Origin of the sequence: Acinetobacter sp. YH12211 (assembly GCF_013418015.1) — a bacterium.
GTDB lineage: Bacteria > Pseudomonadota > Gammaproteobacteria > Pseudomonadales > Moraxellaceae > Acinetobacter > Acinetobacter towneri.
The window spans coordinates 78,428-92,534 of the sequence record NZ_VPCW01000009.1; the positions used below are offsets into that span (position 1 = coordinate 78,428).

Below are 14,107 nucleotides of genomic sequence, written 5' to 3' on the forward strand. Positions count from 1 at the left end.
TGCATTGCTCTTTTTTATTAAAACCATGTTTTAATCTGACTTATTAACTTTGCCCACCATAGTTTCCAACTTGAGAGTAAATTATAATCTTGACTATTTTCTTCCATTTCAAGTGATGGAAATGCTTTATTTAATTGCTTGCATGTCGGATACTTTTGTTGCAGTTGCGCCAAATAATGTGTCTGATCATAGTCTATAAAACCATCTAAAATCCCAACCTCTGATCTATCGACTGTAGAACAATTTGAGGTCTGCTTATTCCAAGCTAAAAATGGGACAATCGGTTTAGATAAAACAAGCTGGTCATTCTTACAGTTTAATGTTGCAAATGAAACTACTTGATATTGCTGGGGTTTAGCACCATCTGGTGCATAAGCTAAACCAATAATTAATTGGTTTTTAGCTGTACTTTTACCTGAAAATCCACTGTACCATTGAGTAGGCTTTTTATATTTAACCTCATCTAGTATTGAGCGAAAAATAAATTGACCTGAACTGAGTTCAAAAATGAAGTCTGAACTCTCCTGTACTGCCAGTGAACCTTGGTAACGGGCAATAAAAACGTCATTGGGTGAATGTGGCATACAAGCCATAACTGACTGACAAAAAAATAAAGTACTCCATCCCAGATAACAAAATATTTTCATTATTTATTCAACATATCCAAGTTTAAAATGCATTGTTTAATCTCTCTTTGAGTTCATTTAAATTACGAACCCACTCTCCACAATCATCTGAATCTTGCCATAACTCGTACAGTTTAGAATTTCCTGAGTGAGAGCATCTAACACCATAATAGCTTTTAGAACGTATAGTTTTATATGAAAAATAAAGTCTGAAACTTTTACAAATTATTTGCAATCAATAACCTAATAGATTTTTCGATCTTAAATTAATTTATGATCAAAAACTTAAATGTTCATGTCTATTTGAGGTTGATAGGTCTACAATAGTGAATATTTTTAAATAGAACTATTTTTAGTATTTATTTATCACTCCACAGTGTATCTAACACAAATTACCAATTGTCATTCCCAAGGAGTATTTAGGGTGCGCCAAGCAACAGTTTATATTGACAGTCAGGCACTGCAATATAATTTAAACCGTGTCAAACAACTTGCCCCAACAGCGAAAATTGTTAGCATGGTCAAGGCCAATGCTTACGGACATGGTGTAAAAGACTGCTTAGCAGCCTTAAAAGACAGCGATGCCTTTGGTGTCGCTTGCGTTGAAGAAGCCTTAGAAATTCGTGAATTGGGATATACGCAGCCCATCACCCTGATTGAAGGTGTTTTTTCTGCCGATGAAATGCAAAGTGTGTTGGCACACAAATTGGAATGTGTAGTGCATCATCAAGCACAGCTCGATTGGCTACTACAACATAAAGCTGATTATATCGCACAAGGCTTAAAAGTCTGGGTCAAACTCAACAGCGGCATGAATCGTTTAGGTTTTAAAATTCCTGAAATTATTGATGTGATTCACATGCTCAAAGCCGAAGGTTTTACCTGTGTGTTGACCATGCATTTTGCCAATGCCGATGGCGACCATGCTTTGAATGATCAACAAGTCGCGCAATTTTTGCATGTCAAAGACAATTGCAGCCCTATTCTTGCTTCTTGCTGCAACTCTGCTGCAATCTATCGTTATCCCGAATTGCATTTTGATTATGTACGCCCAGGCATTATGCTTTACGGTGCAACGCCTTTTGCCGCACATAATGTGCATACACTCGACTTAAAGCCTGTGATGACTTTAAGCGCAGAAGTGATCGCACTAAATGAAATTGATGCAGGCGAACACGTCGGCTACGGTTCAACCTTTACTGCAGAACAAGCCATGCAAATTGCGATTGTTTCAATTGGCTATGGCGATGGTTATCCACGTACATTTGTTCAGCCAAATTTTGTTGCGATTGGTGCAAAATTAACGCCTGTGCTTGGTCGTGTGTCTATGGATATGATTGCCATTGATGTCACAGGTTTAGACGTTGAATTAGGCACACAAGTTGAACTATGGGGCAAACACCGTTTGGTGGATGATGTTGCCACAGCCAATGGTACGATTGGCTATGAGTTGTTGTGTCGTTTAAGCCCTCGCCCACAGCGCAAGGCAACCAGCATTTAACTTTCTTTTTTCGATCTGTTGCATGTAGCAGTTTTGCTGCATGCAATCGTCTAAGCCATTCTCTTTTTCTTTCTTATATTTTTCTTTTCGCTTTTTATTTTCTTAAATTCACTGTATTTCCATTCATATTGATAAAAATTTGTGGTCACCCACATTTGCATTTAGCGCTTTACAGTCATCCAAATATTTAGCTGAAAATCACACTCAAAATCTCAAGAAAAAACAATATGCTCGCGCACTGTCTTTAAACTGCCACATCGCTTCAAATTCATGGATTAATCACATTTCACCAGTTCTCAGAAGTTTGTGCTGCGCGCTACGATGAATCAATGACTTCACGACTATTTAAGCCATTTATAAAAGCATCCACATGATAAGAAAATAATCTATTACCAATATTTGTTTACTTTTGACTTCAAAGCATCATCAAACTGCAGCCTCTTTGAAATATAAAACGCTTAATTTCTAAACAAGAATAAAGAGGAAAAACTCCTTAATTTTTATAACCTTATTCTGCTTAGGAAAAGAATATGTCTGAACAAAAAGTAGCTTTAGTGACGGGTGCATTAGGTGGTATTGGCAGTGAGATTTGCCGTCAACTGGTTACAGCAGGCTATAAAATTATTGCAACGGTTGTACCAAGAGAAGAAGATCGCGAAAAGCAATGGCTTAAAGACGAAGGCTTTACAGAAAGTGATGTGCGCTTTGTTTTAACCAACTTAAATGAGCATGAAGCGGCTACAGCAGCCATTCAAGAAGCAATTGATGCTGAAGGTCGTGTAGATGTGTTGGTCAACAATGCTGGTATTACCCGCGATGCGACTTTCAAAAAAATGAGCTATGCACAATGGTCTGAAGTGATTGATACCAATTTAAAAACACTTTTTACCGTGACTCAGCCTGTATTTAACAAAATGTTAGAACAAAAGTCTGGTCGCATTGTGAACATTAGTTCGGTGAACGGTTTAAAAGGTCAATTTGGTCAAGCCAACTACTCTGCAACTAAGGCAGGCATCATCGGCTTTAGCAAAGCTTTGGCGCAAGAAGGCGCACGTTCAAATATCTGCGTGAACGTCGTTGCACCAGGTTATACCGCAACCCCGATGGTCACAGCCATGCGCGAAGAAGTAATTAAAAGCATTGAAGCACAAATTCCTCTGCAACGTCTTGCCGCCCCTACCGAAATTGCGGCAGCAGTTATGTATTTAGTGAGTGATCATGCTGCATACGTAACAGGCGAAACCTTATCAATCAACGGCGGCTTATACATGCACTAAGCGTGTAACACCTCATTTGAATCTACAAGTTTATTTACTGGAGTGACACCCATGCTATACGGCGACTTATTTTCAAACATGAATGCTCAATACAAAAACGTGTTTGAACCGTACACCAAATTCAACAGTATAGTTGCAAAAAATTTTGCTAACTTAACCAACCTACAATTAGAAGCAGCACGCAACTATGCCAACATTGGTTTAGCACAAATGTTTGCCAATAGCGAAGTGAAAGACATGCAAAGCATGGTGAACTGCACCACCAAGCAATTAGAAACTATGAACAAACTCAGTCAGCAAATGATTGAAGATGGCAAAAAATTAGCAACACTGACTTCAGAAGTCAAAGCAGAATTTGAAAAGTTAGTCAGCGATTCAATGCCAAATAATAAATAAACACTGCTCTGAAAACCATGCGTTATCAGGACGAATGTTACGGGGAAGTGTGAAAATTTCCCCGTTTTAGTTTCAGCCTTGCACTCAATTTGATTGCTAAAAGCCATGTGCTATGGAGCGATGAAATGAAACAGAACTCATTTCAATTCAAAGAAAATATATTACAATTTTTCTCTAGCCACGATGATATCTGGAAAAAACTACAAGAATTTTATTATGGGCAAAGCCCTATTAATGACGCCTTAACACAGCTCAACAAAGAAGATATGTCTATGTTCTTTGAAGCTTTGTCTAAAAATCCAGCACGCTTGATGGAAATGCAATGGAGCTGGTGGCAAGGTCAAATGCAAATCTACCAAAATGTGATGATGCGCAGTGTGGCAAAAGACATCGAACCATTCATTCAACCTGAAAGTGGTGATCGTCGTTTTAACAGCCCATTATGGCAAGAACAACCCAATTTTGACCTGTTATCGCAGTCTTATTTGCTGTTTAGCCAACTGGTACAAAATATGGTGGATGTCGTAGAAGGCATTCCAGACAAAGTGCGTTACCGCATTCACTTTTTTACCCGTCAAATGATTAATGCTTTATCACCAAGCAATTTTCTTTGGACTAACCCTGAAGTGATTCAGCAAACCATTACCGAACAAGGCGAAAACCTTGTCCGTGGTATGCAAATTTTCCATGATGATGTGGTCAATAGCGGAAAATATTTATCTATTCGCATAGTCAATAGTGACTCTTTTAGCTTGGGTAAAGATTTAGCCTATACACCAGGCGCAGTGGTCTTTGAAAATGAAATTTTCCAGTTGTTGCAATATGAAGCAACGATAGAAAATGTATATCAAACCCCGATTCTAATCGTGCCGCCATTTATTAATAAATATTATGTGCTGGATTTACGCGAACAAAACTCATTGGTGAACTGGTTACGTCAGCAAGGTCATACGGTCTTTTTAATGTCTTGGCGTAACCCAAATGCTGAACAAAAAGAACTCACTTTCGCTGATCTGATCACCACAGGTGCGGTTGAAGCTTTGCGTGTTATTGAAGAAATTACAGGAGAAAAAGAAGCCAACTGTATCGGCTATTGTATTGGTGGTACTTTACTTGCTGCAACGCAGGCTTATTACGTGGCAAAACGCCTGAAAAGTCATGTGAAATCTGCCACGTATATGGCAACCATTATCGACTTTGAAAACCCAGGCAGCTTAGGCGTATTTATTAATGAACCTGTGATTAATGGTTTAGAAACCTTAAATAATCAATTCGGTTATTTTGATGGTCGCCAATTGGCAGTTACGTTCAGTTTGTTACGTGAAAATACCCTGTACTGGAACTACTACATCGAGAACTATTTAAAAGGCAAAGAGCCTTCAGATTTCGATATTTTGTATTGGAACAGCGACGGCACCAATATTCCTGCCAAAATTCATAATTTCTTATTGCGTAATTTGTATTTGAATAATGAATTGATTTCACCAAACGCAGTGAAAGTAAACGGTGTTGGACTCAACCTTTCTCGTGTCAAAACACCAAGCTTCTTTATTGCAACGCAGGAAGATCATATCGCACTTTGGGATACAAGCTTCCGTGGTGCAGATTACTTAGGCGGTGAATCTACACTGGTACTTGGTGAATCTGGACACGTGGCAGGCATTGTGAATCCGCCAAGTCGTAATAAATACGGCTGCTATACCAACTCTGCCAAGTTTGAAAATACCAAGCAATGGCTAGATGGTGCAGAGTATCATCCTGAATCTTGGTGGCTACGCTGGCAGGCTTGGGTTACACCGTATGCAGGCGAACAATTCCCTGCCCGTGCCTTAGGTAATGCACAATATCCAATGATAGAAGCAGCACCAGGTCGCTATGTTTTGGTAAATTTATTTTAATCAGTCATATAACAACAGCAATGCACATGCTATATATCATGTGCATCCACAGAAACGTGAACATAAAATTTAAGGATATAAAATGAAAGATGTTGTCATTGTTGCTGCAAAACGTACTGCAATTGGTAGCTTTTTAGGTAGTCTCGCTTCTTTATCTGCACCACAATTGGGGCAAACAGCAATTCGTGCAGTATTAGACAGTGCCAAAGTACAGCCTGAACAAGTCGATCAGGTGATTATGGGCAACGTACTCACTACAGGTGTAGGACAAAACCCTGCACGCCAAGCCGCAATTGCTGCAGGTATTCCTGTGCAAGTACCTGCATCAACGCTTAACGTGGTGTGTGGTTCGGGATTACGTGCCGTACATTTGGCTGCACAAGCGATTCAGTGTGATGAAGCAGAAATTGTGGTTGCTGGTGGTCAAGAATCAATGTCACAAAGCGCACACTATATGCAATTGCGAAACTGTCAAAAAATGGGGAATGCCCAGTTGATCGACAGCATGGTGGCTGATGGTTTAACCGATGCCTATAACCAATATCACATGGGTATTACTGCAGAAAATATTGTAGAAAAGCTTGGTTTAAACCGTGAAGAACAAGACCAATTGGCACTGACTTCACAACAACGCGCGGCTGCAGCACAAGCGGCTGGTAAATTTAAAGATGAAATTGCGGCTGTAAGCATTCCACAGCGTAAAGGCGACCCAATTGTATTTGCTGAAGATGAATACATCAAAGCCAATACTACCCTTGAAAGCCTGAATAAATTACGCCCTGCGTTCAAAAAAGATGGCAGCGTAACCGCAGGCAATGCTTCTGGTATTAACGATGGTGCAGCAGCAGTGTTGATGATGAGTGCAGACAAAGCTGCAGCATTAGGCCTACAACCTTTAGCACGTATTAAAGCCTATGCAATGTCGGGTATTGAGCCTGAAATTATGGGTCTTGGCCCTGTTGAAGCGGTTAAGAAAACCTTAAATAAAGCAGGCTGGAGCTTAGATCAGGTCGATTTAATTGAAGCCAACGAAGCCTTTGCCGCACAAGCACTAGGTGTTGCCAAAGAATTAGGCTTAGACCTAGATAAAGTAAACGTGAATGGTGGCGCAATTGCCCTCGGTCACCCGATTGGTGCTTCAGGTTGCCGTATCCTCGTGACGTTACTACACGAAATGCAACGCCGTGATGCAAAAAAAGGCATCGCAACGCTTTGCGTCGGCGGTGGTATGGGTGTTGCACTTGCGGTTGAACGCGACTAAGTAACCGAGCCGAAAGTACTGCACGAGTCAAAGCTATTGAATTTGATAGCTGTTCAAAGCCAGTAATAAGTTAAGACATAATGGGAGCTTCGGCTTCCACTATTTTTTTAACAACACAGAGCTTAAAATAATATTGTTGTCGATTAATTTGACATGACAAGTTCTGCTTAATCCACCGAAAGTAAGTGCTGAATATGATCACTAAAGTGATAAAAATGCATGGTATCGGGTTGCTGTTTCAGCTGTTGCCATGCGTCTACAAACGACGTCCAACCTAAATCTTTTAGGCATTGCACAATCATTTCCAATTGCGACAAAGTCTTTTCAGTCGATTGTTTTAACCGAATTTGTCGGTCTAATTGTTCAATTTTTTGCCCCAATTGGAAAAATAAATATATCTGCTGTGGTTCTGCATCTAATAGTGCTTCGCAGTCTTGTACCACATCACAAATATAACTCGCGTTATCGCACGCATTTTGAATACATTGCTGTAATTCAACATAAGTAGCTTTAGAAAACACCTGTGCCAAGTTTTGAATTTTTGTCCGTGTTTGCTCAAACTGCATCGCAAATGAAGCAGGCTGTTCTTCGTTTAAAATCAATTCATTTAAAGAAGCTGCATCAAATGCAGGCAAACAAAAGGCATGTGCATAAGTCAAAGCAGCATCATTTTGTTTAAATGGAAATTGCTGACATACATATTGAATACGGGTTAAATATCGGGCTAACCAAAAAATTTCTCGCGCATCGCTGCTAGATAAATTCACGGTTGTTTCATCCTCCTAACTCTAAGGTCTGTTGATAATTCATCGCGATAAAGCACCTCAATCGCCTTGCCCAATTAACCTACAGCACTCATCCACTCAGACCGCTTTTATTTACATAAACCTGTATCTACCATACAAAACAATGACAGGTTTTCACTTAAACACAACTATTCAATCTTGCTTTTCTAATTGATCCAAGTATGGCTTGAGGTCATAGTTTCTGATTCACTTCTATTATTTGATTAACTTTGCCCGTCCAAATTTTGTGATATTTACTGCAAAATCTGCGGTTATATTTTGCCCTTTTTCAGTAAAAAACTTGCTAATCATTCCGAGTTTTCTTATTGTGTGGAAGAACAAGTTTTCATCCGTATGAATTGACCTAGTAAATATTGAATATGTCTATACAAGAAAAAGAAACATCGAATAGTTTATATCGCCAATGGCAAATTTTATCGCGCCTTTCTACAGGTAAATGGATGGGCACACGTGAATTACACGATGTCCTGCAACGTGAAGGTATCGACATTAGTTTGCGTACGATTCAACGTGACTTAAATCAAATTTCTCAGCGCTTTCCAATTGAAAGTAATGGTACCGTACCACAAGGTTGGCGCTGGCGTTCAGATGCACCGATTCAAAGTTTACCGCACATGACCAGCTCTCAAGCGGTAACGTTTATGATGGTCGAGGAACATTTAAAACATCTGCTGCCGCCAAGTTTGATTGAAGAAATGAACCCATGGTTTGATTTGGCACGACGCAGTCTATCGACCCAAAACAATGTCCGCCAATGGATTAATCGTGTGCGAATTGTGCCTGCAACACAACCTTTAATTCCACCAGTCGTAGACCGCAATGCACAACAGGCGATATATGAAGGCTTGCTCCAAGACAAACAACTAGAATGTATTTATCAATCACGCAGCAATTCAGGCGAAGAAAAAACTTATGTGCTGAATCCTTTGGCTTTGGTGCAAAAAGGTGCGGTGATTTATTTAATCTGTACTCGATTTGACAAAACCGACATTCAAACCTTTGCCCTGCATCGTTTTAAAGCAGCCAAAGTTTTAGATTCACGCGCCTTGCATCCTGTTAATTTTGATATTGATGCCTATATTGAATCTGGCGAATTAGGTTTTAGAGTCGATTTCAGTAAAGCTACTGAAAATATTCAGCTCAAACTTACCATGCAAAAAGCTGATGCCATATACTTCGATGAAAGCCAATTAAGCAAAGATCAAACTATGGAAACACTGGAAAATGGTAATGTGTTGGTGACTGCCACTGTGCCGTTTACCTCACAATTGGTTTGGTGGTTGCGTAGTTTTGGTAAAAAGCTAATTCAGATTGAACCTGTAGAAGTTGCCAATGCGGTGCATCAAACTCAGGAATAAAAAAGCCCCAAATATATTGGGGCGATAGCATTATCGTTCTCTTTTAAATCAAATTATTGTGATTGCTGATTGAAGTTAAAATTAAAATTGACTCGGCATCGTTCAGCGTGGGCATGCCAGTTCAGCTGTACTATAACGAATACTTTTTAAAGTCATATTTTGCTCCTATCTATGTTGATAAGTGTCACTTTAAATGCTCCTGATCTAGCTGTGAAATCATAAGATATGCAGTCGAAATCAGATTTATTCTTATACGCAACTTCTTCTTTGCTTAGCATCTGATTTACTTTGGCGCATAAAAAAGCCCGCAATTTAAATTGTGGGCTTCTTCATCAATCCATCAAACCTTAAGCAGATTTACGTGACTGTGCATTTTTACGAATGGTGATCATCACCAATTGAACTGCGGCAGGTGTCACACCTGGAATACGACTGGCTTGTGCCAAAGTTTCAGGCAAAACATGCTTCAATTTTAGCGTGATTTCACGCGATAAACCTGACACTGCATCATAATCAAAATCGGCAGGGATTTTGGTTTCTTCCAAGCGTTTTAATTGTGCGACATCTTCATGCTGACGGTTGATATAACCTGCATATTTCACTGCAATTTCAATTTGATCGCCCACTTGTGCAGAAACGTCTGAACCCGTTAATTCTGCGATTTGCGCAAAACTGATATTTGGACGTTTTAACAGATCAATCGCAGAACATTCTTTGGATAAATCTGCACCTGTCATTTCAACAAATTTTTTACCCATTGGATTGTTTGGTGCAGCCCACAAATGTTGTAAACGCCCTGTTTCACGTGCTACTGCTTCCATTTTTTCACAGTAAGCTGCCCAACGAGTGTCATCCACCAAACCAAGCTCACGACCAATTGGCGTCAAACGCTGATCGGCATTATCTTCACGCAACATCAAACGGTATTCCGCACGTGAGGTAAACATGCGGTACGGTTCTTTGGTACCTAGCGTGATCAAATCATCAACCAATACACCAATATAAGCTTCGTCACGTTTTGGTGTCCATTGTTCCTGATCCCAAGCGCGACGTGCCGCATTCAAACCAGCTAACACACCTTGCGCACCCGCTTCTTCATAGCCAGTCGTACCATTAATTTGACCTGCAAAATACAAGTTATTAATGGCTTTGGTTTCCAAAGTGAATTTTAAGGCTTGTGGATTGAAGTAATCATATTCAATCGCATAACCTGGACGCAAAATATGCGCATTTTCCATACCACGAATTGAACGAACTAACTCGAACTGCACATCAAACGGTAAAGAGGTTGAAATCCCGTTTGGATACAATTCATGTGTATCTAAACCTTCAGGCTCCAAAAATACCTGATGCGAGTCTTTATCAGAAAAACGGTGAATTTTATCTTCAATCGATGGGCAGTAACGTGGGCCAACACCTTCAATCACACCTGTATACATCGGTGAACGATCTAAACCACCACGAATAATTTCGTGAGTACGTTCATTGGTATGGGTGATATAGCAGTTCACTTGTTCAGGGTGCATCGACACATCACCCATGAATGACATGGTTGGTGATGGGAAATCACCTGGCTGCGGAATCATGACCGAAAAATCGACTGAGCGTGCATCAATACGTGGTGGCGTACCTGTTTTTAAACGCCCAACAGGCAAATTTAATTCACGTAAACGTGCCGCCAAAGCAATTGATGGAGGATCGCCTGCACGACCACCGCTCGATTTTTCTAAACCGATGTGAATCACACCACCCAAGAATGTACCTGTGGTCAATACCACGGTTTTCGCATCAAAACGAATCCCCATTTGAGTGACTACACCTTTTACAGTATCGCCTTCTACAATCAGGTCATCGGCTGCTTGTTGGAAAATATCTAAATTGGCTTGGTTTTCTAAAGTGGCACGAATCGCAGCTTTAAAACGAACACGGTCTGCCTGCGCACGTGTTGCACGAACCGCAGCACCTTTACGCGAGTTTAAAATACGGAATTGAATCCCGCTTTTATCGGCAGCCAATGCCATTGCGCCGCCTAAGGCATCAATCTCACGTACCAAATGCGACTTACCAATCCCGCCAATTGCAGGGTTACAGCTCATCTGCCCTAAAGTCTCAATGTTATGAGTTAAGAGTAAGGTTTGACGACCCATACGTGCTGCTGCAAGCGCCGCTTCGGTGCCTGCGTGACCGCCACCAATAACAATGACATCGTAAACTTTAGGATAGTGCATAATGGTCAATGAGAGATAAAAAATAAAGACGGAATATTATAGCAAAACTTGTGGCATAAGTTGACAGATTCAGTCGATTTTATTGGCTTAACCGCGCTACAAAATTAATATTTTGTAATCCAAATTTGCATTTTTACTGTACATAAAAACATTTAGACCTAAAAATTAACCAGATCACCGTTGTTTTAATTTGTCTATTTTTTATCCTAATAGCACAGATATGAGAAACAAAGGGAAACATCATGAATAAGAAAATTTTGCTGTCCTCTATGCTTTGTGGCTTATTTTTCAGTCCATTTGCAGTGCAGGCAAATGATAAAGTAGAAACCGTCTATAACGCGCAAAAATTCCAGCAAGTCTGTAAAGGTAAAACTCAGGGCGCACCTGTAAGCTTTGCTTATCGTGGGATTATCTGGAATGGTACCTGTGAACCACAATTCTTTAGTTCATCTAAAGCAGTGCAATTACAAGGCAATGAGCCTGAATTATACCGTTCTTGTATGGCAGATGCGCAAAGTACCGTCATTACAGTCAATGGTACTGAGTTAAAAGGCAAATGTGCCTTAGGCTTTACGCCACCACGCCCTGCTGCCATGTGATCAATCACTTAATCTATATTTTCATGAACAGATCGGCTTGTATTCATTCAAACTGAAAGCATGAAAATAACACCAAAGCAGTCATTTATAAGAAGTGACTGCTTTGTTTATTGCACAAGCTCAAAAAACAATTACACTGCAAAGAGAGGGAAAATTATACCCATAAGAAAAAAATAAAGGATGTGCTATGGATTCAGGCTTTTTTACCTTTTTTCTACCACTGACCTTGGCTGTGATGATGATGGGCTTAGGCTTACAACTCACGCCTAAAGACTTTATTCGGGTCAATCAATTTCCTAAAGTCATTTTTTTAACGCTTTTTTCACAATTGGTCATTTTGCCTGTTTTAGCATTTTCAATTTGTTTATTTTTAGAATTGCCACCGCTATTGGCAATTGGCTTAATGCTGCTTGCTGCCTCACCAGGGGGGCCTACTGCGAACTTATTTAGCTATGTCTATAAAGGTGACGTTGCCCTAAATATTACCCTAACCGCAATGAACTCTGTGATGGCAACCTTTACCCTGCCTTTTATTGTTAATTTGTCTTTTCTATATTTTATGACCGATCAACAACAAATTGGCATGCCTATTGAAAAAATGGCACAGGTTTTTTTACTGATTATTGTGCCTGTATGTGTAGGAATGGCGGTGCGTAATGCGATGCCACAAATTGCATTACAGTTGGGCAAACCTATGCGTTTGATGTCCATTTATTTCATTTTCGCTTTATTCTTTTATGCGATTTTCCGCGAACGCGCCAATGTCTTTGACTATTTCAGTGCGATTGGTATCGCCACAGCGCTTTTTTGCTTTTTAAGTTTACTTATTGGTTATCTTGTGCCGTATTTGGCGGGTGTGCCTGATCAACAAGCACGCTCTTGTTGTTTTGAAATTGGCATTCATAACACTGCTGTTTCTTTAACCGTTGCGCTATCGGTTTTGCAAAGCACTGAAATTGCCATTCCTTCTGCGATTTACACCATTTTTATGTATATGTTCAGCTTTATTTTAGGGAGTATGTTAGCTAGACAATCGGCCAAACTTGCCCATCAACACAAACAGGAGCAGAGTTTAAACCACAATAAAAATACAATTTAAAACGTGAGCAAAATTAACTACATATTAAACAAACAGTTAAATATCAAATAAATTATTGTAGATGTAAAAACAAAGGAGTGTTTATGGATTCAGGATTAATCACAATATTTTTGCCGCTGGCTTTGGCCGTGGTCATGGCTGGACTTGGCTTAGAACTCACTCCTAACGACTTTAAACGGGTGAGCAAACACCCCAAAGCAGTGTTTATTGCTTTATTTTGTCAATTGGTCGTCCTGACAGCAATTGCATTCTTTATTTGTAAACTGGTGAATTTACCACCACTGCTTGCAGTCGGACTCATGCTACTAGCAGCATCTCCAGGTGGGCCAACAGCCAACTTATTTAGCTACTTATATAAAGGTGATATTGCACTAAACATCACCCTCACTGCCGTGAATTCCGTGATTGCAGCATTTACCTTGCCCCTGATTGTCAACTTTGCCATTCAACATTTTATGCAGGATGGGCAACAAGTTGGCTTACAATTTGCCAAAGTATTGCAGGTGTTTTTAATTATTATTATCCCTGTCACTTTAGGGATGTTAGTACGCCATTTTAGCCCTCAAACGGCAGACCGCTTAAACAAACCTGTGCGTATTTTTGCTGTGGTTTTTCTAATTGTGATTATTATTGGCGCAATTGCCAAAGAGCGAAACAACATCATGCTTTATTTGGCAGATGTAGGACTTGCCACTGCCCTGTTCTGTGCCTGCAGTTTATTGATTGGTTATTTTGTCCCGCGTTTCTTTGGCGTAAATAGCCAACAAGCCCGAGCCTGCGCCTTTGAAATTGGCATTCACAACAGTACCCTTGCAATGACTATCGCCCTAACCGTTATGTCAAGCTCAACCATTGCCATGCCTGCTGCGGTTTATTCTATTTTCATGTATATTTTTGCCGCAATTTTAGGCACATTACTAAATAAATTTGTGCCGACACCTGCATCGGAGCAATCTGCATCCTAAACAAGTCTCTCAATCATCCCCAATCCAGCAATTTGACTGTTTTGGGGATGATTGAGCGATGATGGTTCAAACAAATTCTTAACTTATATTTTT

General features: G+C 40.0%; 12 protein-coding genes. 9 read left to right on the top strand and 3 right to left on the bottom strand.

Translation table 11 applies throughout. From position 1 onward, the window contains the following. Positions 1-17 precede the first annotated feature (17 nt). On the bottom strand, positions 18-584 hold the full coding sequence (locus FTU98_RS06890) for a hypothetical protein (protein ID WP_026438364.1): 567 nt from the start codon (positions 582-584) through the stop codon (positions 18-20). Positions 585-1,050: 466 nt separating this feature from the next. On the opposite strand from FTU98_RS06890, the gene alr reads away from it, so the two are divergent. From alr to FTU98_RS06915, 5 genes are all read left to right on the top strand, one after another. Further along, the gene (gene alr / locus FTU98_RS06895) at positions 1,051-2,127 is read left to right on the top strand and encodes an alanine racemase (RefSeq protein ID WP_004973145.1); all 1,077 of its coding nucleotides are present in this window, start codon (positions 1,051-1,053) and stop codon (positions 2,125-2,127) included. Between the two features lie 530 nt (positions 2,128-2,657). After that, positions 2,658-3,404: a beta-ketoacyl-ACP reductase gene (locus tag FTU98_RS06900; RefSeq protein WP_180050781.1), complete on the top strand. Its 747-nt coding sequence runs from the start codon at positions 2,658-2,660 to the stop codon at positions 3,402-3,404. A 51-nt stretch (positions 3,405-3,455) separates the two neighbouring features. Further along, positions 3,456-3,800, top strand: coding sequence for a phasin family protein (locus FTU98_RS06905; RefSeq protein ID WP_004973142.1), 345 nt, complete (start codon positions 3,456-3,458; stop codon positions 3,798-3,800). A gap of 125 nt (positions 3,801-3,925) precedes the next feature. Beyond that, positions 3,926-5,698 carry a class I poly(R)-hydroxyalkanoic acid synthase gene (locus FTU98_RS06910; RefSeq protein WP_180050784.1) on the top strand — a complete coding sequence of 591 codons (1,773 nt, stop codon included), beginning with the start codon at positions 3,926-3,928 and terminating at the stop codon, positions 5,696-5,698. A gap of 82 nt (positions 5,699-5,780) precedes the next feature. Then, positions 5,781-6,959, top strand: coding sequence for an acetyl-CoA C-acetyltransferase (locus FTU98_RS06915; protein ID WP_004973139.1), 1,179 nt, complete (start codon positions 5,781-5,783; stop codon positions 6,957-6,959). 167 nt (positions 6,960-7,126) lie between these two features. Here FTU98_RS06915 and FTU98_RS06920 read toward each other — a convergent pair whose 3' ends face one another. Further along, positions 7,127-7,726 (bottom strand): hypothetical protein, encoded by a 600-nt coding sequence (locus FTU98_RS06920; RefSeq protein ID WP_004973138.1) that lies wholly within the window; start codon positions 7,724-7,726, stop codon positions 7,127-7,129. A 398-nt stretch (positions 7,727-8,124) separates the two neighbouring features. On the opposite strand from FTU98_RS06920, the gene FTU98_RS13890 reads away from it, so the two are divergent. After that, positions 8,125-9,123: a YafY family protein gene (locus FTU98_RS13890; RefSeq protein ID WP_004973137.1), complete on the top strand. Its 999-nt coding sequence runs from the start codon at positions 8,125-8,127 to the stop codon at positions 9,121-9,123. A gap of 347 nt (positions 9,124-9,470) precedes the next feature. On the opposite strand, the gene mnmG is transcribed toward FTU98_RS13890, so the two are convergent. Further along, complete coding sequence (gene mnmG, locus FTU98_RS06930; RefSeq protein ID WP_180008515.1) at positions 9,471-11,351, bottom strand: tRNA uridine-5-carboxymethylaminomethyl(34) synthesis enzyme MnmG; 1,881 nt, start codon at positions 11,349-11,351, stop codon at positions 9,471-9,473. Positions 11,352-11,593: 242 nt separating this feature from the next. On the opposite strand from mnmG, the gene FTU98_RS06935 reads away from it, so the two are divergent. The 3 genes from FTU98_RS06935 (at position 11,594) to FTU98_RS06945 (ending at position 14,014) form a co-directional block, all read left to right on the top strand. Further along, positions 11,594-11,950 carry a hypothetical protein gene (locus tag FTU98_RS06935; RefSeq protein WP_004973135.1) on the top strand — a complete coding sequence of 119 codons (357 nt, stop codon included), beginning with the start codon at positions 11,594-11,596 and terminating at the stop codon, positions 11,948-11,950. Between the two features lie 187 nt (positions 11,951-12,137). Further along, a complete protein-coding gene (locus FTU98_RS06940; RefSeq protein WP_180050786.1) occupies positions 12,138-13,049 on the top strand; it encodes a bile acid:sodium symporter family protein in 912 nt (303 codons plus the stop codon). Positions 13,050-13,132: 83 nt separating this feature from the next. After that, on the top strand, positions 13,133-14,014 hold the full coding sequence (locus FTU98_RS06945) for a bile acid:sodium symporter family protein (RefSeq protein WP_180050789.1): 882 nt from the start codon (positions 13,133-13,135) through the stop codon (positions 14,012-14,014). Positions 14,015-14,107: the final 93 nt, after the last annotated feature.